The organism is uncultured Roseobacter sp., from assembly GCF_947491795.1.
In the GTDB taxonomy this organism is placed as follows: domain Bacteria; phylum Pseudomonadota; class Alphaproteobacteria; order Rhodobacterales; family Rhodobacteraceae; genus Roseobacter.
Genome location: NZ_CANLKW010000001.1, coordinates 1,233,123 through 1,257,291 on the forward strand (window position 1 = coordinate 1,233,123; position 24,169 = coordinate 1,257,291).

Annotated in this window: 25 protein-coding genes; 4 read left to right on the plus strand and 21 right to left on the minus strand. The window is 60.4% G+C overall.

Features of this window, described 5'->3' with window-relative positions; all coding sequences use genetic code 11:
- The first annotated feature begins 33 nt into the window (after positions 1 to 33).
- Genes Q1A34_RS05960 through Q1A34_RS05970 form a run of 3 tightly spaced genes read left to right on the plus strand, consistent with a single transcriptional unit; the run spans position 34 to position 3,620 of the window.
- Positions 34 to 2,487, plus strand: a complete 2,454-nt coding sequence (locus Q1A34_RS05960) for a ligase-associated DNA damage response DEXH box helicase (RefSeq protein WP_300031984.1) — start codon at positions 34 to 36, stop codon at positions 2,485 to 2,487.
- Between the two features lie 39 nt (positions 2,488 to 2,526).
- Positions 2,527 to 3,204, plus strand: coding sequence for a ligase-associated DNA damage response endonuclease PdeM (gene pdeM / locus Q1A34_RS05965; protein WP_300031985.1), 678 nt, complete (start codon positions 2,527 to 2,529; stop codon positions 3,202 to 3,204).
- The gene (locus tag Q1A34_RS05970; protein ID WP_300031986.1) at positions 3,201 to 3,620 is read left to right on the plus strand and encodes a PaaI family thioesterase; all 420 of its coding nucleotides are present in this window, start codon (positions 3,201 to 3,203) and stop codon (positions 3,618 to 3,620) included. Before pdeM ends, Q1A34_RS05970 begins: the two co-directional genes overlap by 4 nt.
- Before the next feature lie 3 nt (positions 3,621 to 3,623).
- Here the strand turns inward: Q1A34_RS05970 and folD are convergent, their stop codons facing one another.
- The 17 genes from folD to ruvC form a co-directional block, all read right to left on the minus strand.
- Entirely contained in the window at positions 3,624 to 4,526 is a 903-nt protein-coding gene (gene folD, locus Q1A34_RS05975) for a bifunctional methylenetetrahydrofolate dehydrogenase/methenyltetrahydrofolate cyclohydrolase FolD (protein ID WP_300031988.1), read from the minus strand.
- Between the two features lie 12 nt (positions 4,527 to 4,538).
- Entirely contained in the window at positions 4,539 to 5,009 is a 471-nt protein-coding gene (locus Q1A34_RS05980; RefSeq protein ID WP_300031990.1) for a hypothetical protein, read from the minus strand.
- 97 nt (positions 5,010 to 5,106) lie between these two features.
- The gene (locus Q1A34_RS05985) at positions 5,107 to 6,783 is read right to left on the minus strand and encodes a formate--tetrahydrofolate ligase (RefSeq protein ID WP_300031992.1); all 1,677 of its coding nucleotides are present in this window, start codon (positions 6,781 to 6,783) and stop codon (positions 5,107 to 5,109) included.
- 148 nt (positions 6,784 to 6,931) lie between these two features.
- Positions 6,932 to 7,528 carry an MOSC domain-containing protein gene (locus tag Q1A34_RS05990; protein WP_300031994.1) on the minus strand — a complete coding sequence of 199 codons (597 nt, stop codon included), beginning with the start codon at positions 7,526 to 7,528 and terminating at the stop codon, positions 6,932 to 6,934.
- A gap of 115 nt (positions 7,529 to 7,643) precedes the next feature.
- Positions 7,644 to 9,569 (minus strand): ATP-dependent zinc metalloprotease FtsH, encoded by a 1,926-nt coding sequence (ftsH, locus tag Q1A34_RS05995; RefSeq protein WP_300031996.1) that lies wholly within the window; start codon positions 9,567 to 9,569, stop codon positions 7,644 to 7,646.
- 81 nt (positions 9,570 to 9,650) lie between these two features.
- Positions 9,651 to 10,898, minus strand: a complete 1,248-nt coding sequence (gene tilS, locus Q1A34_RS06000; protein WP_300031998.1) for a tRNA lysidine(34) synthetase TilS — start codon at positions 10,896 to 10,898, stop codon at positions 9,651 to 9,653.
- A gap of 4 nt (positions 10,899 to 10,902) precedes the next feature.
- Complete coding sequence (gene ybgF / locus Q1A34_RS06005; protein WP_300032000.1) at positions 10,903 to 11,736, minus strand: tol-pal system protein YbgF; 834 nt, start codon at positions 11,734 to 11,736, stop codon at positions 10,903 to 10,905.
- Positions 11,737 to 11,740: 4 nt separating this feature from the next.
- Positions 11,741 to 12,265, minus strand: coding sequence for a peptidoglycan-associated lipoprotein Pal (gene pal, locus Q1A34_RS06010; RefSeq protein ID WP_300032002.1), 525 nt, complete (start codon positions 12,263 to 12,265; stop codon positions 11,741 to 11,743).
- A gap of 86 nt (positions 12,266 to 12,351) precedes the next feature.
- Entirely contained in the window at positions 12,352 to 13,683 is a 1,332-nt protein-coding gene (gene tolB, locus Q1A34_RS06015) for a Tol-Pal system beta propeller repeat protein TolB (RefSeq protein ID WP_300032004.1), read from the minus strand.
- On the minus strand, positions 13,680 to 14,792 hold the full coding sequence (locus tag Q1A34_RS06020) for an energy transducer TonB (protein ID WP_300032006.1): 1,113 nt from the start codon (positions 14,790 to 14,792) through the stop codon (positions 13,680 to 13,682). The genes tolB and Q1A34_RS06020 overlap by 4 nt, the downstream gene beginning before the upstream one ends.
- A gap of 7 nt (positions 14,793 to 14,799) precedes the next feature.
- The gene (gene tolR, locus Q1A34_RS06025; protein WP_300032008.1) at positions 14,800 to 15,294 is read right to left on the minus strand and encodes a protein TolR; all 495 of its coding nucleotides are present in this window, start codon (positions 15,292 to 15,294) and stop codon (positions 14,800 to 14,802) included.
- Between the two features lie 3 nt (positions 15,295 to 15,297).
- Complete coding sequence (tolQ, locus tag Q1A34_RS06030) at positions 15,298 to 15,993, minus strand: protein TolQ (protein WP_300032010.1); 696 nt, start codon at positions 15,991 to 15,993, stop codon at positions 15,298 to 15,300.
- Between the two features lie 100 nt (positions 15,994 to 16,093).
- Positions 16,094 to 16,489: a tol-pal system-associated acyl-CoA thioesterase gene (ybgC, locus tag Q1A34_RS06035; RefSeq protein ID WP_300032012.1), complete on the minus strand. Its 396-nt coding sequence runs from the start codon at positions 16,487 to 16,489 to the stop codon at positions 16,094 to 16,096.
- Between the two features lie 9 nt (positions 16,490 to 16,498).
- Complete coding sequence (locus Q1A34_RS06040; protein ID WP_300032015.1) at positions 16,499 to 17,125, minus strand: hypothetical protein; 627 nt, start codon at positions 17,123 to 17,125, stop codon at positions 16,499 to 16,501.
- 51 nt (positions 17,126 to 17,176) lie between these two features.
- Complete coding sequence (gene ruvB, locus Q1A34_RS06045; RefSeq protein WP_300032017.1) at positions 17,177 to 18,199, minus strand: Holliday junction branch migration DNA helicase RuvB; 1,023 nt, start codon at positions 18,197 to 18,199, stop codon at positions 17,177 to 17,179.
- A 28-nt stretch (positions 18,200 to 18,227) separates the two neighbouring features.
- Positions 18,228 to 18,893: a Holliday junction branch migration protein RuvA gene (ruvA, locus tag Q1A34_RS06050; protein ID WP_300032019.1), complete on the minus strand. Its 666-nt coding sequence runs from the start codon at positions 18,891 to 18,893 to the stop codon at positions 18,228 to 18,230.
- A complete protein-coding gene (ruvC, locus tag Q1A34_RS06055) occupies positions 18,890 to 19,396 on the minus strand; it encodes a crossover junction endodeoxyribonuclease RuvC (protein WP_300032021.1) in 507 nt (168 codons plus the stop codon). Before ruvC ends, ruvA begins: the two co-directional genes overlap by 4 nt.
- 343 nt (positions 19,397 to 19,739) lie before the next feature.
- On the opposite strand from ruvC, the gene Q1A34_RS06060 reads away from it, so the two are divergent.
- A complete protein-coding gene (locus Q1A34_RS06060; protein WP_300032023.1) occupies positions 19,740 to 19,958 on the plus strand; it encodes a DUF1127 domain-containing protein in 219 nt (72 codons plus the stop codon).
- A gap of 166 nt (positions 19,959 to 20,124) precedes the next feature.
- On the opposite strand, the gene Q1A34_RS06065 is transcribed toward Q1A34_RS06060, so the two are convergent.
- From Q1A34_RS06065 to Q1A34_RS06080, 4 genes are all read right to left on the minus strand, one after another.
- Complete coding sequence (locus Q1A34_RS06065; RefSeq protein ID WP_300032025.1) at positions 20,125 to 20,469, minus strand: hypothetical protein; 345 nt, start codon at positions 20,467 to 20,469, stop codon at positions 20,125 to 20,127.
- 102 nt (positions 20,470 to 20,571) lie between these two features.
- Entirely contained in the window at positions 20,572 to 21,447 is an 876-nt protein-coding gene (locus tag Q1A34_RS06070) for a 50S ribosomal protein L11 methyltransferase (protein WP_300032027.1), read from the minus strand.
- Positions 21,447 to 22,838 (minus strand): MATE family efflux transporter, encoded by a 1,392-nt coding sequence (locus tag Q1A34_RS06075; protein WP_300032029.1) that lies wholly within the window; start codon positions 22,836 to 22,838, stop codon positions 21,447 to 21,449. The genes Q1A34_RS06070 and Q1A34_RS06075 overlap by 1 nt, the downstream gene beginning before the upstream one ends.
- Positions 22,835 to 24,067, minus strand: coding sequence for an MFS transporter (locus tag Q1A34_RS06080; RefSeq protein ID WP_300032031.1), 1,233 nt, complete (start codon positions 24,065 to 24,067; stop codon positions 22,835 to 22,837). The genes Q1A34_RS06075 and Q1A34_RS06080 overlap by 4 nt, the downstream gene beginning before the upstream one ends.
- Positions 24,068 to 24,169 lie beyond the last annotated feature (102 nt).

A 24,169-nucleotide genomic window follows, 5' to 3' on the forward strand; every position in this document is an offset into this window, starting at 1 on the left:
GCCCCCAATCGGTCAGGCGCTATTCTGATCGATATGCATGATCTGCCCAAAACCTTCACAGACTGGTTCGAAAAACGCGGCTGGACTGTCCATCCGCATCAGCAGGCAATGCTCGAACGTGCGGCAGACCCCGCGCTTTTGCTCATCGCACCAACCGGAGGCGGCAAAACGCTTGCGGGTTTTCTGCCCACACTGGCCGACCTGGCAGAAAGCCCACGCGACGGGTTGCACACCCTTTATGTTTCACCCCTCAAGGCCCTCGCCGCGGACATCAAACGCAACCTGACAACGCCGGTGACGGAAATGGATCTGCCCATCCGCATCGAAGATCGCACCGGGGACACCCCCGCCAGCCGCAAAAAACGCCAGCGCGCAGATCCGCCGCACATTCTGCTCACTACACCGGAAAGTCTGGCGCTGCTCACCAGCTACGAAGACGCGCCAAAGATGTTTCGCGGATTGAAACGCGTGATCGTGGACGAAATCCACGCGCTGGCAGAAAGCAAGCGCGGTGACCAGTTAATGCTGGCGCTGGGGCGGTTGCAGACGCTGTGCCCTGATCTGCGCCGGGTGGGGCTGTCGGCAACGGTAGACGATCCAAAGGCCATAGCCCACCTGCTCGCCTGCCACCCCGATCCCTGTGCAATTTTGCTGGCCGACCCTGGCCCCGCGCCCGATATTGCGATGCTGCGCACGAAAGAGGCCCCACCCTGGGCGGGTGGAAATGCAGCCTACGCTATCCCGGCTGTGCTCGATCAGGTACGGGCGCATAACACGACGCTTATTTTCCACAACACCCGTGCTCAGGCCGAGATTTTCTTTCACAATCTCTGGCTCGCAAACGAAGACGCTCTGCCCATTGGTATCCACCATGGCTCTCTCGACCGACAGCAGCGCGAAAAGGTCGAAGCCGCCATGGTGCGCGGAGATCTGCGGGCCATTGTCTGCACCGGCAGCCTGGATCTTGGGATCGACTGGGGGAATGTCGACCTGGTCATCCAGATCGGCGCCCCGAAAAACGTCAAACGCCTGGTACAGCGTATCGGACGCGCCAATCACCGTTACAATGCGCCGTCCAGGGCGCTGCTGGTCCCGGCAAACCGCTTTGAAGTGGTGGAATGCGTGGCAGCACTGGATGCAGTTCGCGCCGGAACGCTGGACGGTGATCCCCGCGGGCCGGGCCCGCGCGATGTCCTGTGTCAGCACATCCTGATCACAGCCTGTGCAGGCCCGTTTGACGCCGGTGCTCTCTTTGATGAGGTCAGAACAGTCGGCGCCTACGCCGGTCTCAGCCGCGCTCAGTTTGACGAATGTCTCGATTTCTGCGCGACGGGCGGATACGCCCTGCGCGTCTATGATCAGTGGCAGCGTCTTGTGCAGAATGCCGATGGGCTCTGGCAGTTGCGCGACCCGCGTGCCGCCCAGAAAATCCGCATGAATACCGGCACCATCCAGGACACCGATACGCTCAAAGTCAGACTGAAGCGAAGTCGTGGCGGAAAACCTCTGGGCGAGATCGAAGAGGGGTTTGCCGCCTCGCTGACCCCCGGTGACACTTTTCTGATCGGTGGTCAGATCGTCCGCTACGAGGGGCTGCGTGAAATGACGGTAGAGGTCAGCCGCAATGCGGCGAAAAAGCCCAAAGTCGCAACCTTTGCAGGCACTAAATTCGCCACCTCTACACAGCTGAGCGCCCGGGTCATGGAAATGTTCCAACAGGAAACCTGGCCTGATCTGCCCGCACATACCGCCGACTGGCTGGCTCTGCAGCGTCGTGTCAGTCGTCTGCCAGAACCCGGTCGGCTCATGATCGAAAGCTTTGCCCATGATGGCCGGGAGCAGACCGTGGTCTATGGCTTTGCCGGGCGCAATGGCCAGCAGACGCTGGGGCTGTTGCTGACGAAACGTATGGAAGAGCTGGGGCTGAATCCGCTGGGTTTTGTCGCCACGGATTATGCAACCCTGATCTGGGGGCTGGACCGTGTGACGAATCCTGCCCCGCTCTTTGATCTGGCAGCGCTGCAAAATGGTCTGGACACCTGGCTGGCCGGAAACGCCGTGATGAAGCGCACGTTTCGCGCCAGTGCAACGATAGCAGGGCTGATCCAGCGCAACACGCCTTCGGCACGCAAATCCGGGCGACAGGCGACGTTCAGTTCAGACATTCTCTATGACACGCTGCAAAAGTACGATCCGGACCATCTGCTCCTCGATATCACCCGCGAGGAGGCCTTGCGCGGTTTTGTGGATTTTGGCCGGATCGAAGAGATGGCAAACCGCGTGGAAGGCCGTATTGACCATCTGATCCTGGACCGGGTCAGCCCCCTTGCCGCACCTCTGTTTCTGGAAATGGGCCGCGTGCCCGTCAAAGGTGCGGCTGAAGAGCGCCTGGTGGCAGAAGAAGCCGCCCGGCTGATGGAAAGCTCTGGCCTCGCGCAGATCACCCCACAGCCTGCGGACAAGCCCCGCTGGCGCATGGGGTATTGAACGCTTGCGCCGGCACGATTGTTGCGGCATGAACAAAGCATGAACTGTCATGCTTTTTCTTTCGCTGGCGCTGAACTCCGCGCCCTGGGGTCCGGTGGGCTCTGGTGGCCGGAACAGGCATTGCTTTGCGTATCCGACCTGCATCTGGGCAAGTCCGAGCGTGTCGCGCGGCGTGCGGGCCAGACGCTGCCACCCTATGAAACGCGCGATACGCTGACACGGCTTGGCGAGGATCTCGCCCGTACGGGCGCGCGCACGGTGATCTGCCTCGGCGACAGTTTTGATGACCGGATCGCCGCTGCCGCCCTGCCAGAAGAAGAACGCCTCTGGATCACGCGGCTACAGGCCGGTCGCCAATGGATCTGGATTGAAGGCAATCATGATCCCGGTCCGCTGGAGTTTGGCGGGACGCATCAACAGACCGCCCGGACAGGTCCCCTCGTGTTCCGACATATTGCCGAAGCGGAGGCCCGGGCGGAAGTATCGGGGCACTATCATCCCAAGGCGCATCTGCACGCGCGGGGGCGGCTGGTGTCACGACCCGCATTTCTGTACGACAGCACCCGCCTGATCCTGCCCGCCTATGGCACCTATACAGGTGGCCTGCGCACAGATGAGCAAACGCTGTGCAACCTGATGAAGCCCGATGCGCTTGCCATACTGACGGGGCCAACCCCCGTTTGCATTCCCATGCCCCGTAAGGAGACCGCGCCATGAGCGACACCGGTTTTGCACGCATCCGACACAGCTTCGATGCTCAGGCGATGATGAAAACACTGGGGGCAACTCTGGAAGAAATCGACCAAGGGCACGCTGTGATCCACGCGCCAATCCTGCCCGCCGCCCGCCAGCAGCAGGGCTTTGGGCACGCCGGTCTGACTTTCTCGATCGGGGACAGCGCAGCAGGCTACGCAGCTCTGACCAGGATGCCGCCGGAAAACGAAGTTGTGACGGCAGAAATCAAGATCAATCTGCTTGCACCGGCGCGCGGTGACTATCTGCGTGCGACGGGCCGGGTGATCAAACCCGGGCGCCGCCTTGTTGTTGTGTCCTCAGAAGTGCATGCCATCACCGGTCCGGAGGAGGTTCTGATCGCGGTCCTGCAGGGCACCATGGTACCAGTGCCAATCTGAAAATTATGCAGTCAGCCCCTCGGGTTCTACGAGGCCGTTGGCTCTGCAGCAGGCGGTAACGGTGTTGGCGAGCAGACAGGCGATGGTCATGGGGCCAACGCCACCGGGCACAGGGGTGATCGCACCGGCCACCGCAGCGCAGCTTTCATAGTGCACATCACCGACGAGGCGGGTCTTGCCCGCGCCGCGTTCAGGCGCATCCAGGCGGTTAATGCCCACGTCGATGACCGTAGCGCCGGGTTTGATCCAGTCGCCCGGCACCATTTCAGGGCGGCCCACGGCGGCCACAACGATATCCGCGCGGCGCACCACATCTGCCAGGTCTTTGGTGCGGCTGTGCGCGATCGTCACTGTGCAGCTGTCGCCCAGCAACAGCTGTGCCATAGGCTTGCCGACGATGTTGCTGCGCCCGACGACGACCGCGTCCATGCCCGAAATCGACCCATGGTGGTCGCGCAGCATCATCAGACACCCCAGCGGGGTGCAGGGCACCATGCTTTTCTGACCCGTTCCCAGCAGTCCGACATTCGAGATGTGGAACCCGTCCACGTCCTTTGCGGGGCTGATCGAGTTGATCACCAGGTCCTCGTTGAGGTGCCCGGGCAGAGGCAGCTGCACCAGGATGCCGTGGATTTCCGGATCGGTGTTCAGCTGGTCAATAACCGCCAGCAGGTCCGCTTCGGACGTGTCCGCATCCAGCCTGAGCTCCACCGACTTCATGCCCGCCTCGACGGTCATTTTGCCTTTGGAGCGCACATAGACCTCGCTTGCGGGGTCCTCCCCCACCAGAACGACAGCCAGACCCGGAGTGATCCCGTGCTCGGCCCTGAGGCGGGTCACGTGTTCAGCAACCTGTCCGCGGACACGGGCGGCAAAGGCTTTTCCATCAATGATCGTGGCTGTCATTTTGTCTTCCTGTTATCGTGAAAAGGTGACCCTGTGGGTCCAGGTCTCACCATCTGTGATCAAAAGTTCGTTGAACTGCATCAGCTGCAGAAGGTCATAGAATGTGGCAACGTACTGCAGGTCTTCCTGCCGGAAAAAACCGCCCTTGCGCACGGAAACCGTCAGCTGGGCCATCAGCGCCCTTGCGCGGTAAATGGTCGAGAACACGTCGTCATCCAGAGCCGTGAGGATAAGCGTGTCTGCGTCCGACCCTTTGGCAAAGAACACAAAACGCGGGCTTTCCGGCGCCTCGAGCTGTGCAGTGGTCAGAACGTTGACAAAATCCACCCGCACGGCTTTTCCGGCACCCTGGGTGGCGCGGATGACCCGGTCAAATGTCTCCTCCGAGGTGACTTCCGGATAGTAGTACCCGACATAGCGGTCTTCGGCGGCGACAGCCCCGGCAAAAACCAGGGCAAAGAGTGCAGCAATCAGTCTGGTCATGATGATGTCCTTTTCAAATCATGCGATCAGCTTGCGGCTGCTTTGCCCGGAGGGCAAGCCTGCTGCCCTCTGAACACTGTGTCGTGACATGTCGCGATCAGAAGAGCCCCTCGACCTCGCCATCCGCATTCAGGCAGATGCTTTCCGCCGACGGCACGCGCGGTAGACCGGGCATGGTCATGATCTCACCGCAGATTGCCACCACAAAGCCCGCGCCGGCACTCAGACGCACTTCGCGTACGGGGATATCAAACCCTGTGGGCGCGCCGCGCTCGTTCGGATCGGTGGTAAAGCTGTATTGCGTTTTCGCCATGCAGACCGGCAGATTGCCATAGCCCTGATCCTCCCAGTCTTTCAGCTGGTTGAGGATTTTCTGATCCATCTGTGCGCTGTCCGCGCGGTAGATTTTGGTGGCAATGGTGTTGATCTTATCCGCAAGGCTCATGTCATCGGGGTAGATCGGCGCAAAATCCGCCTCGCCCTTCTCGATGGTTTCGACAACTTTGGTGGCCAGATCCGCAGACCCCTCAGAGCCCAGCTCCCAGTGACGCGACAGCACCGCCTCTGCGCCCTGGCTGGCAACATAATCTTTGACCGCCTGAACTTCGGCATCCGTATCGGTGACAAAATGGTTGATCGCAACAACCACAGGCACCCCAAAGGATTTCACGTTCTCGATGTGGCGGCCCAGGTTCGGACAGCCCGCCTGCACGGCTCCGACGTTTTCCGCACCAAGGTCCGCCTTGGCGACACCGCCGTTCATCTTCATCGCACGCACGGTCGCCACAACAACCACACAGGAGGGCGCCAGACCCGCCTTGCGGCATTTGATGTTTAGGAACTTCTCGGCACCCAGATCGGCCCCAAAACCCGCTTCTGTCACCACGTAATCCGCCAGTTTCAGCGCGGTGGTGGTGGCGATGACCGAGTTACAGCCGTGCGCGATATTCGCGAACGGGCCGCCGTGCACAAAGGCCGGATTGTTCTCCAGCGTCTGCACCAGGTTCGGCTGCATCGCGTCTTTCAGCAGCACGGTCATGGCACCATCCGCCTTGATGTCGCGCGCAAAAACAGGCGTGCGGTCACGGCGATAGGCCACGATCATATCGCCCAGACGCTTCTGCAGATCGCTGAGGTCTCTGGACAGGCACAGGATCGCCATCACCTCGGACGCCACGGTAATGTCAAAACCAGCCTCGCGGGGGAAACCGTTGGCCACTCCGCCCAGGGATGCTGTGATCTGGCGCAGCGCCCGGTCGTTCATGTCAACGACGCGGCGCCACACAACGCGGCGGGTGTCGATGTCCAGCGCATTGCCCCAGTAGATGTGATTGTCGATCATCGCGCTCAGCAGCGAGTGCGCCGAGGTGATCGCATGAAAGTCACCAGTAAAGTGCAGGTTCATTTCTTCCATCGGGACGATCTGGGCATAGCCGCCGCCAGCGGCACCGCCCTTCATGCCAAAGTTGGGGCCGAGCGAGGCTTCGCGAATGCAGACCGCTGCCTTTTTGCCAATTCGATTCAGACCATCGCCCAGACCGACCGTCGTGGTGGTCTTGCCCTCACCCGCCGGTGTCGGGTTGATGGCCGTCACCAGGATCAGCCTGCCAGTGTCATTGCCCTGAACCGAGTTGATAAACGACTGGCTGACCTTGGCCTTGTCATGGCCATAGGGCAGCAGATCATCGCTGCTGATACCCAGCTTCGCACCAATCTCCTGGATCGGTTGCTTGGACGCCGCACGCGCGATTTCAATGTCAGATTTATAGACCATGGAAGATTCCCCCTGAGGACGCCCGCTCGGGCTGAGTTGCTGCTCTCTGCATACACAGGCCAGCGCCTCCGGACAGGGGGTAATTCCGACATTTCCGCTGCCGGTTGCGTCGGCAAAGGCTCAGATCGTTTCTTTTCGGAAACGAATGCTACTGACGCGCAGCGTTCAGATGCGCCCAGACCGGCTGGTCGGGCACGTGCAGGGTGATCGTATCACCAACCGCAATCTGCCCTTCCCGCTCCACCCAGGCGGTTACACCGCGGCGGTTCTGCGCTGCCGGCTTAAAGCGCGGCCCGAGGTCCGGGTGATCTTTTGAGATGTCCCGACCCAGATAGGTACAGGGCCGGTTTTCCATATCAATTGTCAGACAGGCACCGTCCGGCAGTTGCAGCCGGGACGACGGTGGCACATGTGTAAAGTCCGGGATGCCTTCGATCACCAGCGAAGCCCCCAGCAGTGCGGGGTCGAGGCTTTCGGTCTCCATTTCTGCGGCGATCAGTTTGAGCTCTTCCTGCGACAGAACGGACAACTGGCGCACATTGCGGATTTCGGTCCCCCGCGGGTGCTGCGCCAGGACACGCGAGCATGATTTCCGCGTCGGCCCGCCGTGCATCTCGCCCTCTATGCCGTCAAAGCTCAGGCGGGCTTTCTGCAACACCTCAGAGCGCAGATCTGTTTCCTGATCTGTGACACGGCCCAGCCATATGACTGTTCCGCTGAACTGAGTTGGTTTGAGCGCTGGCATGTCTGTGTTCCCCTGACTTGGTCAGGGCAGTGTGTCGGAAAACCTGATCCAAAGAAAAGGCCCCGCAGATGCAGGGCCTCATGAATTTTTGTGAAGAAACCTTCGTTCTTTGTGATCAGGTCGAGGGTTCCGGTTCAAGACCATCATCCGAAGGCGGCGATTTGCGTCCCTTGGACTTTGCCTTGGGGATACCGGTCACACTCGGGGCGGACCCATCATCAGGTTTGTCCTGCTCATCTGCAGGCGGAACCGGTGGCTCGCCGTCCATGACGCGCTGGATCTCATCTCCGGTCAGCGTTTCGTATTCCAGAAGGCCCTGCGCCAGGCGTTCGAACTTCTCTTCGTTTTCAGAGATGATCTTTTTCGCCCACTCATAACCATCCTGAATGAACTTCTGGACCTCTTCCTCGATCAGTTCCTTGGTGTTGGCGGAGACCGAGAAACCAGCCGTGTTGCCCTGGTATCCCTGCGCGGCCTCGGAATAGTCGATGTTGCCGACCTTGTCCGACATGCCCCATTGCAGCACCATGGCACGCGCCAGGCCCGAGGCCTGCATGATGTCTCCGGCAGGCCCGTTGGAAACAGATTCCGGGCCATACTTGAAGATTTCCGCCGCCTTGCCCGCCATCGTCATCGCCAGACGCTGGTGGCATTCATCCTTGAACATGTTCAGACGGTCCATTTCCGGCAGGCTCATCACCATGCCAAGTGCGCCACCACGTGGAATGATCGTAGCCTTATAGACCGGATCACATTTTGGCAGCATCATCCCCACCAGCGCGTGGCCGGCCTCATGATAGGCTGTCATCTCTTTTTGCTCGGGCGTCATCACCATAGACCGCCGCTCGGCGCCCATCATGATTTTGTCCTTGGCGCTTTCGAAATCGATCATGGTCACAAACCGGCGTCCGACACGGGCCGCACCAAGGGCAGCCTCGTTGACCAAGTTTGCCAGATCCGCACCGGAAAAGCCCGGTGTGCCGCGCGCGATGATCCGCAGATCAACATCGGGGCCCAGAGGCGTCTTACGCGCATGTACGCCCAGAATTTTCTCGCGGCCCTTGATGTCCGGGTTGCCCACGGTCACCTGACGGTCGAAACGGCCCGGGCGCAGAAGCGCCGGATCAAGAACGTCCTTACGGTTGGTCGCGGCGATGATGATCACGCCCTCATTGGCCTCAAAACCGTCCATCTCAACCAGCAACTGGTTCAGCGTCTGTTCGCGCTCATCATTACCGCCGCCATAACCGGCACCCCGGTGACGACCCACGGCATCGATCTCGTCAATGAAAACGATACAGGGTGCATTTTTTTTTGCCTGTTCAAACATATCGCGGACACGGCTGGCACCGACACCGACAAACATCTCAACAAAATCAGAACCGGAGATCGTAAAGAACGGCACGCCAGCTTCACCGGCAATTGCGCGGGCAAGCAGCGTTTTACCGGTTCCGGGCGGTCCTTCGAGCAACGCGCCTTTCGGAATTTTGCCGCCCAGACGGCTGAATTTCTGCGGATTGCGCAGGAATTCGACGATTTCCTCAAGCTCTTCTTTGGCCTCATCAATGCCGGCAACATCGTCAAAGGTGACCCGGCCATGTTTTTCCGTGAGCATCTTGGCCTTGGATTTGCCAAAACCCATTGCACCGCCTTTGCCGCCGCCCTGCATCCGGTTCATGAAGTAAACCCAGACGCCGATCAGCAGAAGGAACGGTAAAAGCGACATCAGAAAGGTCTGAAAACCAGACTGCTGCTGCTGCTCTGCACGAACGGCAACTTCGTTGTCGATCAGCAGCTGCGTGATTTCTGCATCTGCGGGTTTGATCGCGACATAGTCCGCGCCATCAGACTGGCGAAAGCGCACCTGCTCGCCGTCCAGCGTGACGTTGCTGACCTGGCCCGATTCGACCGCATTCACGAATTCGGAATAGCTGATCTCGCGGCTCTGCAGCGTGCTGCCTGGCCCGCTGAACAGATTGAACAGTGCAAGGATCAGTAAGAAAAGAACGATCCAGAACGCGAAGTTGCGTGCGTTTCCCAAGGAAAATCTCCTAATGCTGCGCGGATTGCGCATCTCGTATGATAGTCAGTTGAGCTTAAGATAGATACTCATCCGCCATGTTCAATGCGATAATAGTGCCGCAAGTAAGGCGTCTTTGGCGCTTTTGGGCCCGAGAGACCAGTCACAATCGGGCTGCAGCACAGGTGCAGCAAGCACAGACCCACCGGACCAGAGCGCAGGGGTTGCCAGCAACGCGGCCCGTGGCATCCCGCAATCACGCCAGTTCTCAACAGCTCCGAGGCCCTCTGGACCCAATGCGGCAACATATGCGCCCGGCGCGCAGGACGGGCCCAGCAGCGACCAGCGGCCATCCCACAAGGCGTCAGGGGCGGATTGCACATCGCGGACCCGCTCATATTCCCGAAAGAGCCACAGGACGTCATGCCGCACCAGACCCTGGCCTCCGGCGGCTGTCGCAGCACCGTCGTCGGTCAACCCTGCCATCAGCGACGTGACAGATGTATGACGGGGCGGATACCCGTCCCCCCCGATCCACTTCAGCACAGCGGACAAAAACCGCCGGGCGGTTTCTTTTGGCAAAGCGCAAAAATCCGGCCAGCCCATGCAGACTGCCCCGCCCCGCACGGTAACCTTTTCGCGGACCACCTCATAAAGCTGGTGTTGCAGCGCGTCACGCGCTTCGGCCATGTGTCCGGCCACCAGCGCGAGCCGTTCGGCGTCGATCCCCAGAGGGCGGAGATGGCGTAATGCCTGACGCATGCGGATCCGCTCGTAGTCTGTGTCTTCGTTGGTCGGATCGTCTTTCCAGGTCACCCCCCGCGCCGTCAGCATGGCACGAAGATCGGCCCGGGAGATATCCAGCATCGGGCGCACCCATTGAACCGCGCCGCCGGACCTGACGGGCAGCATCGCGGACAACCCGTCGACCCCGGCACCCCGCGCCAGCCGCATCAGAACCGTTTCCGCCTGATCGTCCTGTGTGTGCCCCATGGCCACAGCCGGGATACCGCGCGCCGCGGCCCAGTCGCCGATCAGTTGGTAGCGGGCCAGTCGCGCTGCGTTCTGAGTATTGCCCTGACCGTCCCAGCCGGTCCATCTGAGCGTGGTATGGGGCAGGTTCAGCGCAGCGCAGGTTTCAGCCACAAAAGCTGCCTCCTCTGCCGCTTCCGGACGCAGGCCATGATCCACCGTCACCACGTCCAGTTCGTAAGCACGTTCAGAGACCAGGTCGCGCAAGAGGTACAACAGGGCCAGAGAGTCACTGCCCCCCGATACGGCAACGCCCAGCCTGCCGGTGTAACCAGCAGGCAGCCCATCGACGATTTTCCGTGAAAGGACCGCGCTCACGCGCTTATCCGCACCCAAGTCTCTGCATTTCGGCCTGCGCTTCGGCTGCAGCCGGATCACCGGCGAACCGGATCGGAACCTCGCCCAGGGTCACACAGGCTTCGGAGGTCTGATCAAGCTGACCCAGCGACCGGCCCAGACGAAACAGAGCCTGAGGAGCCAGCGGCCCCTGAGGTGCCGCGCTGAAGCTGGACAGATAGGCCCGTGCAGCTTCGCGGGTGTTGCCCAACTCATCCAGCGCTTCACCACGTCCCAGATCAGCGCCTGCGGCCAGCGGACCGCCGGGATAATTCTGGCTGAACGCCTCGAACTGCTGCGCTGCCGCTGCGTAATTTCCGTCGGCGAGGGCCTGCTGGGCGCGTTTGAAATCATCCTCCTCGCCCACGGCCAGCTGCGTGCCTGTTTCTGTGTCGGTGGCAGACGCTGTGCCTCCACCAGTCACGGGAGCTGCAGTGCCTGTGTCACCGCCAAGGGTGGTTGTCTCGCCCAGAGCAGCGATGTCGCCCCCCTCCAGCTCCACCAGCCGGAATTCCAGATCTCCGATACGGTTTGTGCCGTCCTCGACAATCCGGTTGATGCGGAACTCAAGCTCTTCGGTTTTTGACGTCAGCCGCTGCATTTCGCTTTCGATAACGGCCACACGCTCAAGAACGGTAGAGCCACCAGTCTGAACCGCTGGTGCGCCTGTGGTCGACAGCTCGCGTCGCAGCTTTTGCATCTCGACATAGAGGACAGTCAGCTCCTGACGGATGTCTGCCAGGGTCTGGGAATTGTCCTGGGCCTGCACAAAACCGGGCACCAGGCAAACAGAAAGGGCAATAACGGCGATCAGGCGCATGCTCTTATCCCGACAGTCCGCCTGCCAGCACGGTCACTGCACGCCGGTTCTTGGCATAGCAGGCCTCGTTGCTGCAAATTTCAATCGGGCGTTCTTTGCCGTAGCTTACTGTGCGCAGACGGTTGCCTGCGACCCCGCGGGAGATGAGATACTCGCGCACCGAATTGGCGCGCCGTGCACCCAGAGCCACGTTATACTCGCGTGTACCTTGCTCGTCCGCGTGGCCTTCGATCACAGCTGTAAACCCAGTATTGTTCAGCAGCCAGGTTGCCTGCCCGTTGAGCACGGACTGGCCCTCGGCTGTCACATCGGACCGATCTACCGCGAAAAGAACGCGATCTCCGACGGTCTGGTTGAAATAGGCCGTTGATGTCGGGTCATTGGCGCTGCCCGGCACAATCGGGCCACCGCCCAGTGCGCCGCCCGCACCACCTGCGCCGCCAGCACTTTCGTCAAACCGGCCCGGGTTCGTACAGGCCGCCAGGGCAAGGCCCGCAACCAGAAGAACGATTTTTCCTGTAAGTCTCATGCTCTCTGCCTCATGTGTTCAAAAGGGTCTTTTTGTTTTGTTAATCTTTACCACAGCCCGCACCCGTTGGGAACGGCGCTCTGGTGCTATTCCTGTAACGGCGACCAGGACGGGTCGGATCCGCCCTCGGGTGTTCTGACAGGCCGCAGGTTCCGCCCTGTAATGTCAACGGAATAGAGCGAAGAGCGCCCGCCCGCACCCTGGGTTTCACGTGTAAACATGATGACACGGCCGTTCGGTGCCCATGTCGGCCCTTCGTCAAGGAAAGATGCCGTCAGCAACCGTTCCTCGGCGCCGTCTGTGCGCATCACGCCAATATGAAAACGCCCGCTGTTCTGTTTGGTAAAGGCCACCAGATCTCCCCGGGGCGACCAGACCGGTGTGCCATAGCGACCGGGCCCAAAGGAGATGCGCCGCGCCTCGCCGCCGGTTGCGGGCATGATGTAGAGCTGCTGCGATCCCGATCGGTCGCTTTCAAACACGATCTGCGTGCCATCGGGCGAGAAGCTGGGAGCTGTTTCAATCGAAGGAGCAGAGGTCAGGCGCACGGCCTGCCCGCCGGCGACGTTCATGGCATAGATGTCTGTATTCCCGCCCTGGCTGAGCGAAAATACGATCCGCTCGCCGTCCGGTGCAAAGCGGGGCGCGAAACTCATGGTGCCTTCCTGACTTTCCAGAGCGCGGCGCTGTACGGATGCAATGTCCAGCACATAGATGCGGGGGAAGCCAGTCTCGTAACTTGTATAGAGCACCCTTCGGCCATCAGGTGAGAAACGCGGCGCCAGCACAATGGAGTCGCTGCCCGTCAGGTACTGCACATTCGCACCGTCATAATCCATGACTGCCAGACGTTTCTGGCGCGCATCCTTGGGTCCTGTCTCCGCCACATAGACGACCCGGCTGTCAAAGTAAGCGCCTTCGCCTGTGATCCGGCTATAGACTGCATCCGCGACCTTATGGGCCATGCGCCGCCATCCGTCCGGTGTGCCGGTGAACTGCAGTCCGGATCCCATTTCCGCGCCCGAAAACACATCATAGAGGCGGAATTTGACGTTCAGCTGCCCGCCCTGGACAGAGGCGGCACCCGTAATCAGAGCCTGTGCATTGATGGCTTTCCAGTCCGCATACTGGACAGGTGCGGCAAAGCTGCTGACGCCACCGATAAATGCGTTTGCCGGGATTTCACGAAAAAGCCCTGTCCCTAAGAGATCGGCAGCGACAACCTGGCTGATCTGTGCGGCAAGGTTTCCGGCATCAGCCGTCTCGGCTTCGAACACCGGCAGAGCGAACGGCAATGGCTCAATCACACCTTCTGTAATCTCGATCCGGAGCGGCCCGCCATCCTGGGCTGTGACACGGCCAACCGGCAAAACCACAACCATCATCAGCAAGCACAGAATAAATATCTGAAATCTCATTTGACACGCATCCTTTCGGGATTGAACGTCATCTCAATTTCCTGCCACTGTCCATACTTTTCAGCAGGCAGGTCAAATCCACGGGCACCGCAGCGTATGATTGCGCGCCGCGCGGCCTCAAAGGCCTGGCGGGCCGCTGTGTCGTTTCCGCCGGAGCTGGAGGCCATCCGAATAGAACCGGTCACCGGTTTGCCGTCCTGCGCCATGGATACGGTGACGACTACGGTTGTACCCAGCGCGTCGGTGGACAGCGACCCGACGTTCCAGCAACTCGACACTGCAACCCGCAGGGCTTCTTTCTCGCCAGCAGAGAGCGGCGGCCCACTGGGCACAGCGGGCGCGCTGGAGGCCTCCGCCAGTGCATCTGCCAGTGCATCTCTGGGTGTATCCTGCGTCGTCGGTGCCTCGGGCGGTGCGGCGGGAGCCTCGGGCGCGGTGGCTGCGGCGGTCTGCGGTGGCGTCGGCCGTGTGGGCGGGCGCGGCGAGGAATTCAGCGTGCGTGCCGGCTCGTCGGCTTCGGTCACGATTTCCGTTGCCGCCGCTTCCGGCGCAGTGGCCAGCGCCGGGTCCTGCTCCTGAGTGCCGGTTTCTTCCTGGGATACGGCGTCCTGCTCGACAGGATCAGGCAAAGCCTCCGGGTCCGGTTGCGCGACAGCTTCGGGGGCGACACGGTCCACGGCCTGCGGCACAGCCTGATCAGCGACATCAGGCACGTCCACTGCTACGTCGGCGGGGGGTTGTGGCAAAACGGGGGCCGCGTCACTCACCTCCGCGCGCGGGGGCAAAGGCGTGATCTGCGAGACATCGGGAGGTGTTTCCACGTCCGGTGTCTGAGCTGCTTCAGGAGGTGTGGTCTCGGTTTCGGTATCCGGGGCCACGTCAACCTCCGGTGCGTCCTGTGTGATCTCAGGGCTGGAAGGCTGGGCAATCTCTGTGACAGATTCCGGCGACTGGCCGGCAGCAACCAGGGCTGCGTATTCCGCGCCTGAAATGACAGAGACCTCCGTCATTTCAAAAGGCAGCGGTTCCGCGGCGAACACATCCCCAAAGGCGAGCCAGGCAAGCAGAAGAAGATGCCCGGAACCTGAGATATAATGACCGGTATGCACGGGCCGCCTACTGATCCGCTCCGCCGGGCGCGTCACGTCCGTCCAGCGTCGGGCCGCCGATATCTGTCACGAGGCCGATATTGGAAAACCCACCTGCGTTGAGCGCGCCCATGACTTCCATCACCCGGCTGTAGGGAACAGCACCGTCTGCGCGCAGAAATACCCGGTCAGAACTGCGCTCGGCAAAGATCGCGCGCAGTTTCGGGACCAGCTCGCCGGGTGCCGTCTCTGTCGTCTGGATCTGGATGGAGCCTTCGGCGGTGACTGTCACAGTCAGCGGCTCTTCCTGGTCTGTGGGCAAAGCACCAGCCGCCGTTTTTGGCAGCTCCACCGGCACACCGACAGTCAGCAGCGGGGCCGCAACCATAAAGATGATCAGCAGCACCAGCATCACATCAACAAAGGGCGTGACGTTGATCTCGGCCATCGGCTGGGCGCGCGTGGTACGTCGCCGACGCTTGCCGCCGCCGCCATCTGCTTTCTGAACCATACCCGCGCCCATAGTTTACCCGTCCAGTTGCCGGCTGAGAATGGTCGCGAACTCGTCCGCAAAGGACTCGTAGCCGTGCAGGATACGGTCGGCGTCTGCACTCAGCTTATTGTAAAAGATCACAGCAGGGATCGCCGCCAGAAGCCCCAGGCCCGTTGCCAGCAAAGCCTCTGCGATCCCGGGTGCGACGACGGCGAGGTTGGTGTTCTGCTGTTCTGCGATCTCGATAAAGGCGTTCATGATACCAATCACAGTCCCGAAAAGGCCGATAAAGGGCGTCGATGACCCGACAGTGGCCAGCACGGTGAGGCCGTTGCGCAGATAATCCGCCTCTTTGTTGATCGCCACATCCATCGACCGGTCAATCCGGGCGGTGGCCCCTGCGATCAGGCCGCCATCCTCGCGGTGCGACCGCTGCCATTCGGTCATTCCGGCAGCAAAAATCTTTTCCGAGCTGCCAGAAGGCGCCGGGCCGATCTGTTCAAAAAGCCCGTCCAGCGGCTCTCCGGACCAGAAGGCCCGGTCGAAAGCCGCCGCCTCTGCGCGGGCCCTGCGATAGACCATGAGCTTCATCACGATGATTGACCACGACCAGAATGAGGCCACGATCAGCATGATCATCACGATTTTTACGATTAAGGTGGCGCGGGCGAACAGCCCGATAAAAGAGAAATCAATCTCATGCGCCAGTGCCAGCGTCTCTGCTTCCATATGCCTGCTCTTTGCCCGTTCCGGTGCGTTTCCGGGTTGTCCCGGTCTTGATTGAGCACGATTCTAGCGCAGCGCAACGCGGATTGCTATCACTATGCCGTCATGAGGCACCTGTCAGGGGCAACTGGCGGAGTTTTGCTGGCAAACGGGCTGGTTTTCCTGTGGCCGCAATGCAGACAATCGTGACCCTGGCGACAAAGATCAGCTCCTCCCCGCGCAATACCTTTTGCGACATAACCATTCGCGCGGCGGTCAGCTGGGTCATCGTGGTCACAACCTCAAGACGGTCATCAAAACGAGCAGGTGTCACATAGTCCGCTTCGACCCGTCGCACAGCGAACACGATACCCTCCGCCTTCATCGCCAGCTGGTCTATACCGATCTCGCGCACCCAGTCGCTGCGCGCGCGTTCAATATACCGCAGATAATTGGCGTAATAGACGATACCCGCCATATCGGTGTCTTCGTAAAATACCCTAACGGGAAATCTGTGCATGAGGTGCTCCTACTGCGGTGCCTGAAGACGCGCACTCAGGCGCAGCGCATGGGACGCATCCGAGGCAGCCGCAGGCATCACAGGATCATAGGCCGCCCGGATCACAGAGGCGATGTCGGGCCGCAGGATGGTTTTGTCACCGGTCCGGGCCAGTGGCGACGCATCCCGGAAAGCGGTATCCGACCATAACAGCACAGACTGGACAATCTGGCTCAGCGCCAGGGTCTCAGCGGGGACATCACAGAGAACTTCATCCATGCGCAGGAAAACAAAACAGGCCTTGATCGCGCCCGCGGCATCAAAATGAAAAACCCTGTACTGATTGGCATTCGCTTCCCTGAGCCGCGCAACCAGAGGCACAAGATCGTTGATCAGCCGGTCCAGTCCCGGCACATCAGGCAGTTCATCCCAGTCGCGGAAGAAAAAGATCATCATGTTGCTGCCAAGCTCCGGGTCCGTCTCGGCCATCTGATGACCGGACAGAACCATCACAGCCTCCAGCGCGCCTTTGACAACCTCCAGCGTGTCGTCCGTTACGCCAAATACAACTGGCGCAACCGGCCGCCCCCAGCGGGCAAAAGCATAGCTGCCATCACTGCGCGTAAACAGCGCTTCGATCTCTTTTTCTGTCATCATCCGTTTCTTCTGGCCAAAAATATCCCCGCCGGAGGCACCCAAAATCTGCCACTAGCTCCCAAACAGATCAGATTGTGGTTTCGGGGGTACAAGACCCAGATGGCTCCAGCCTTTCTGCGCCAGCATCCGCCCGCGCGGCGTCCGCTGGATCAGCCCCTGCTGCAGCAAAAAGGGTTCAATCACTTCTTCCAGCGCATCGCGGCTTTCGCTCAGTGCTGCACTCAGCGTCTCGATGCCGACCGGCCCGCCTGCATAATTCTCCGCGATCAGCTGCAGGTACCGCCGGTCGGCGCCATCAAGGCCGATATGGTCCACCCCCAGCCGCGTCAGGGCCATGTCGGCCAGGGCCCGCGTCACCCTGCCATCGCCCTCAACAACAGCAAAATCCACCACCCGCCGCAGCAGACGTCCGGCAATCCGCGGCGTGCCGCGCGCGCGCCGCGCAATTTCGCGTGCACCCGCCTCATCCGCAGGCGCACCCAGTTTGCGTGCATTACGTTCGACGATCACAAACAGCTCGTCTTCTGTGTAAAACTGCAGACGGGTCGGAATGCCAAAACGATCCCGCAGCGGGGTTGTCAGCAGACCCATCCGCGTCGTGGCCCCGACAAGCGTAAAGGGCTGCAGTTCAATCCGAACTGTGCGCGCGGCAGGTCCCTCGCCGATCACCAGATCAAGCTCAAAATCCTCAAGCGCGGGGTAGAGGACCTCTTCCACGGCCGGGTTCAGCCGGTGGATCTCGTCAATGAACAGCACATCCCGGGCTTCAAGATTGGTCAGGATCGCGGCCAGATCACCGGCCTTGGCCAGAACCGGACCGGATGTCATGCGGAAATTCACACCCAGTTCCCGCGCCATGATCTGCGCAAGGGTCGTTTTGCCGAGGCCCGGTGGTCCGTGAAACAGCGTGTGGTCCATCGCCTCTTCGCGCTGCCGGGCAGACTGGATGAACACCCTGAGATTGGCGCGCGCCTCTGCCTGGCCCACAAACTCTTCCAGCATCTGCGGGCGCAGCGCACGGTCGTGGTCCTCGGGCATCGGCTCCGGCCGGACGGTGGGATCAATATCTGTCATCAGATGTCCTGGGGTGTGTCACGAAACCCTACCCTTTGGGTGCCAGCAGTTTCAACGCCGCACGGATCAGATCAGGGGTTTCAACGCCCGGCTCGGCCCCCGCCGCCTCTGCCACCGCTCCGGCGGCATCGCCTGGCGCATACCCGAGATTGCCCAGAGCAGACAGCGCTTCGGCCTGGGCAGATGGGTTCTGCGCCGGTGCAGGCGACACCGATGCCGGTGTTGCCGCCTCAATAACCTCAGACCTATCGGCCGCGGTGACCGACGCAGCCGTCCCGCCCATGGCCATAACCGCCGGGGCCTTGTCCTTGAGATCAAGCACCACGCGCTGTGCGATTTTGGGGCCGACACCTTTTGCTGCTTTCACGGCATTCCAGTCTCCCAGCGCAATGGCTCGGCTGACGCCGTCAGGTCCCAGTGTCCCCAGAATAGCCAGCGATGCCCTGGCCCCGACACCCTGCACCGAGGTCAGCAGCCGGTGCCACTCTTTTTCAACCAGGGTCGTAAAGCCAAAGAGCTGCAAAAGATCCTCTCGCACCTGAAGGTCTGTGAAAAGAGCCGTATGCTCTCCCGCGCCGGGCAGCGCAGACAGCGTTCTGTCTGAGCAGTAAACAAGATAACCCACGCCGCGCACGTCGATCAGCACATGATCCGCAGCCCGGTACTCAATGCGCCCTGCAATTCTGCCAATCATGCCCGCACCTGCCGGACAGCAGCTTCCAGTGCCGGGCTGCGCGCGTGATGGGCATGACAGATGGCAATGGCCAGGGCATCGGCCGCGTCCGGTCCAGCGATCTCTGCGCCAGGCAGTTGCAGGCGCACCATATGCAGCACCTGCGCCTTGTCGGCATGCCCAACCCCGACAACCGTCTTTTTGACACGGTTCGGGGCATATTCGCCAACGCTCAGACCGGCCTGCGCCGGCACCAGCATGGCGATGCCACGGGCCTGGCCCAGCTTCAGGGTTCCAGCACCGTCTTTGTTGACGAAAGTCTGCTCTACCGCCGCGGCATCGGGCGACCAGCATTCAAACACCTGTGTAAGCTGGATATGAAGAGACAGCAGTCTCTTTGCCAGTTCAGTGCCCGCAGACTGACAAACGCCATTAGCCACATGGGTGAGTCGGCTGCCTGACACGTCAATTACGCCCCACCCGAGGTTCCGGAGCCCGGGATCGATACCGATCACCCGTGTCATATTCGCTGCCCAGCCTGATTAATTCGTTTTTTATGCATTAGCACGAAAGGCGAACATCCGCAAAGTGGTTACTGAACTGTGCCCAATCGGGACCGCATTCACCAAAAGACCCCTCCCGCACCGCGTTATCTGCCTGAATGCGCCGCCAAAGCGTCTGTTTGCGACCAATTCCACAACCTGTATTTTTCTTTTGTTTACGTGCGGTTAACCAAAATTCGACCTATGCACAGATTGCATATCAAACATGCGTTTTCACATCTTGCTGAAAAAACAGGCAGGGCCTATCTGCCCCTCACAACACACCGGCATGACCGGTTCACATCCAGATAAAAGGACGGCTCACATGGCTGCTTTTGACACAACCCGCACTCACTATGGCTCCACAGCACTGGCAAGCCGTATCCTCAATACACTCAGCGGCGCAGTCGCGTCGGTCGTTGCCTGGAATGACGCCCGCGTCACACGCAACGCGCTCTCCGGTCTGACAGACCGTGAACTGGACGATATCGGTCTGAGCCGCTCTGACATCGACGCAGTGGCAGAAAACAACCTGATCCGCTGAACCGGTTCCGGCACTCTGAAAAGAGCAGCCGCGCTACAAAACAAAAGCCGCCCCTTCCTGATGGAGGGAGCGGCTTTTTTACAATTGGCACGCCAGGTACTGGCGCCCGGGCACACAACCGAAAGCGACATACCCGCTTCCGTACAAAAACTGCCATCCGCCTGTTTCAGGAAAACAAGCGGATCATCATCAGTGAGATAAATTCTGAAACCGGGCCGATCTGCATTACCCATGCTCCGACCTTTTCAAACGCAGTTCCGGCGGCCATCACCTCGACACGTTCGGCATAAGCCAGCGGACCGGTCAGCACGATTGTCAGGGACTTGAACAGAAAAAACCCGATGATCAGCGCCGCAAACACCCGCAGGCGCATGTAGCTGCGACGCGGCCGTGGCACGAGCGAAATCAGACCATCAGCGCCGACCCGGGCAGTGTAGCCCCCCGCCAGACGTGCGTGCTTTTCAGCCACAAGGCTGATCCGTTTTTCAAACTGAGCGTATGAGTCCGACACAGCACTCTCCCGACAACCAGGCCCCCACCTGATGGTTAAAAAGTGCTAACAGATTGTGTTCCATTCAAGGCAAAACAGCCAAATGTGGCCAAATTCGGGCAATTATGGCGCGTTTCTACCCAAGGTAAGCGTTGTCCAGTCAACAATCTCTTCGCGGTGCACCAGATTGATCCCGGCCTGTGCATAAACGCGGATCACCTCATCTGCCTGTTCGTTCAGAATTCCCGACAGAATCGCAAATCCGCCGGGTGCCAGGTGCGCCGCCATGTCGGGCGCCAGCGCAACCAGCGGCCCTTTGAGGATGTTGGCAAACACAAGATCAAACGGAGCTGCAGCTTTCAGTTCCGGGTGATCAAATCCTGCTGCCTCAACACACCGGATGCGGTCTGCGAGGTCATTTGCCCGGGCATTGCTGCGGGCGACCTCGACGGCCACCTCATCGATATCGCTGGCCAGCACAGGGTTGGGCCATATCCGTGCCGCGGCCATAGCAAGCACAGCAGTGCCGCAGCCGATATCCGCGACCTTCTGGCCGGTGAACCCGCCGCTGCTCAGGCGGTCCAGCGCCCGCAAGCAGCCCAGCGTCGTGCCGTGGTGCCCGGTACCAAAAGCCATTGCCGCCTCAATCAGCAGCGGCTCCACGCCGTCGGGCACCTTGTCCGCGTCATGGCTGCCATAGACGAAAAACCGGCCGGCCTCGACAGGGGCAAGCTCGCGGCGCACATGCGCAACCCAATCTGTCTCGGGCAGCTCAGATACCACAAAGGGGCTGGCCCCGAGAGCCGTCGCCAGAAGTGTCAGCGCGGTGTCATCGGGTGCTTCGGTAAAATAACCACCCACCTCCCAGAGACCCGATCCGTCCTCCATCTCGAAAACGCCCACACCCGTGGGTTCGGGCATCAGGTTTTCCATCGCTTCGCCCAGTTTCTCGGCGGCGGCCTTGCCTGGCAGCGTGGTGAGCGCGGTAAATGTCGGCATTATCTTCTCCGGTATCTTTCCGGGTTCGCGTAGGGCCGTAAGGGCGCGGCGTCAAGCACCGGACCGGGGGCTCCCTGCAGGCCTGCTACAAACTTCCACCCCCAGACACCGGCAATGGCACCAATCACGGCACCCGCCAGTGCCTGACCATAGATCACCCCTGGCGCGCCCCAGATTCCCGCCAGAAAGAGCGCGGCGGGGAGGCTCACAGCACCATCCTTCACCCAGTTGAGCATCGTGGACCGCAACGGGCGACCCAATGCGTTAAAGGCCGCATTGGACACAAACAGCGCACCCAGAAATAGGAACGCACCCACACCCACGAATGTGAAGGCACGCAGGACTTCCGCAGCCTGCCCGCTCAGCCCGAACCAGCCGATAATCTGCGGGGTTGCCAAAACCAGCACTGCCCAGGCAGACAGGGTATACACCACGCAGAAAATCAGCGCGTCGCGATATGTGCTGCGCAACCGGTCATACTGCCCCGCGCCATAGTTCTGGCCGAATATGCCGCCAATCGCACCTGCAAGCGCAAAAATGCCGCCGAATGCCACAACCGTCAGTCGCCCGACCACCGCCCATGCCGCAACCGCATCATCGCCAAAGGGCGCGATGACGATCGTCAGCAGGTAGTTTCCGACAGGCGTCGCCAGTTGCGTGGCCACAGCAGGCAGGGCAATCGCCAGATACACAGGCAGCACCCTGCGTATCGCTGCAAGATCCGGTTTTGCAATCAGGTCCTTTTGCACGGCCGCAAACCAAAGCCCCAGCATCATCAGCGCGGCACGAAAAGCGACCAGTCCGATCGCCGCACCATCCAGCCCCCAGCCCATCCAGTAGATCAGTACCGGGTCCGTGCTCATCAGCAGCGCGCCGGAAATGAGTGTGATATACATGGCCTTTGCGCCGAAACCCTCAGCACGCAGAACACCCGAGCAGATCAGTCCGACGGCCATCGGCACTAGCGATGGGATCGTGATCGCCAGATAGCGCGCCGCCAGATCAGCCGTCTGGCCGGTCGCACCGGCCATGGCCACCAGATCGTGCCGGAAAACAACGATCAGCGCAGCAACCAGCCCCTGGATCAGCAATGCCGTCACCAGGGCTGCCCCGGCCTGTGTGCGTGCCTCAGCCCGCTGGCCTGCGCCGATGCTGCGCGAGACCATCGCCGTGGACGCAATCATCAGCCCCACCCCGGACGACACCGAAAAAAACTGAATGGCAAAGGCGAAACCAATGGCGGCGACCAGCGTCGCGTCCCCCAGCTTTGCAATCCAGAAAAGGTTGGCTGCGTCCACAAGGAACACAAACGTAATGCCAAAAGCCCCCGTGGCCGTCATCCGCACCACATGGCCCATGGTTGATCCGCTCAGAAAACGGCCTTCGCTCATTCCGCAGGTGCAGCCAGTGCACCGGCAAAAATCGTCTCATTGCCCTTTTCAGGGTGGCGGGGGATCATCATCGCCAGAACAAAGGAGATCGCCGCCATGCCCGCCGCCAGAAAAAATACAGCCGCCGGAGAAATGAGCCAGAGCAGACCCAGCAAGACCGGCAGAAACACAGCTGCAATATGGTTGATCGTAAAGGCCACGGCTGCCGTCGGTGCGATATCGCCCGGATCCGCAATCTTCTGAAAATAGGTTTTCAGGGCCAGAGCAAGCCCGAAAAAGATGTGATCCACTACATAAAGGGTCGCAGCCACAATCACCCCCCAACCAAGGTAATAAACACCGCCGTAGCACAGAAAGACGATCACCAGTCCGATATATTCAAACCCCAGCGTGCGTCGTTCCCCAAAGTATCCGACAGCGCGCCCCAGCAGCGGTGCAACCGCAATGTTGACGACCAGATTGATCAGATAGAGCGTCGTGATCTCATGCACCTCATAGCCGAATTTCTCGACCATCATGAACCCGGCAAAAACAACGAAAATCTGCCGTCGCGCGCCCGACATGAATTGCAGCGCATAATAGAGCCAGTAGCGCCTGCGCAGGATCATCTTCTTGAGCTGAGGGTTCGGTGCCTCGAACTGCGGATAGGCCAGCATGGCAAAGGCCGCGATCAGCACGGTGATGCCGCCCCCGATCAGATAGACAGTATTATAGGTCAGCCCCAGCGTCTCCCAGAGCGACATGATCGCCAGATAGGCAACCAGCGTTGCAAGAGATCCCGCGGAAAGCAGCCAGCCCAGAATGCGCGGCGCGTCCTCTTTGCTCAGCCACTGCAACTGCAGCGACTGGTTCACCGTCTCATAGTAATGAAACCCGATAGAACTCAGCATGGTGATGGTCAGAATACCGCCCATCGACGGAAACCAGGCTGTCACAGCCGTCGCAACCCCCAGCAGCACCAGCGACACAAGCCCCAGAACCTGTTCGCGCATAAAAATGATGATCGCAATCACACCGACCGCAAAAAATCCCGGAATTTCCCGCACCGTATGCAATAATCCGATGTCACCACCGTCAAAACCTGCCGCCTCAATCACAAAGTTATTGAGCAACGCCGACCAGGTGTTAAAGGCAATGGGCATCGCCAGCGCCATCAGAAACAACAGCGCCACAGGCTGGCGCCAGCGCGGCAGCTCATGCGCATCCTCAAGACGAACGTAACGGGCCATGTGCCACCCATATGCCTTTTGCACGGCTTTGACGAGGCGCAATAATGCACAGATCTGCCGCAGACCAACGGGCGGTTTCTTCTGGCCGTAAATATCCCCGCC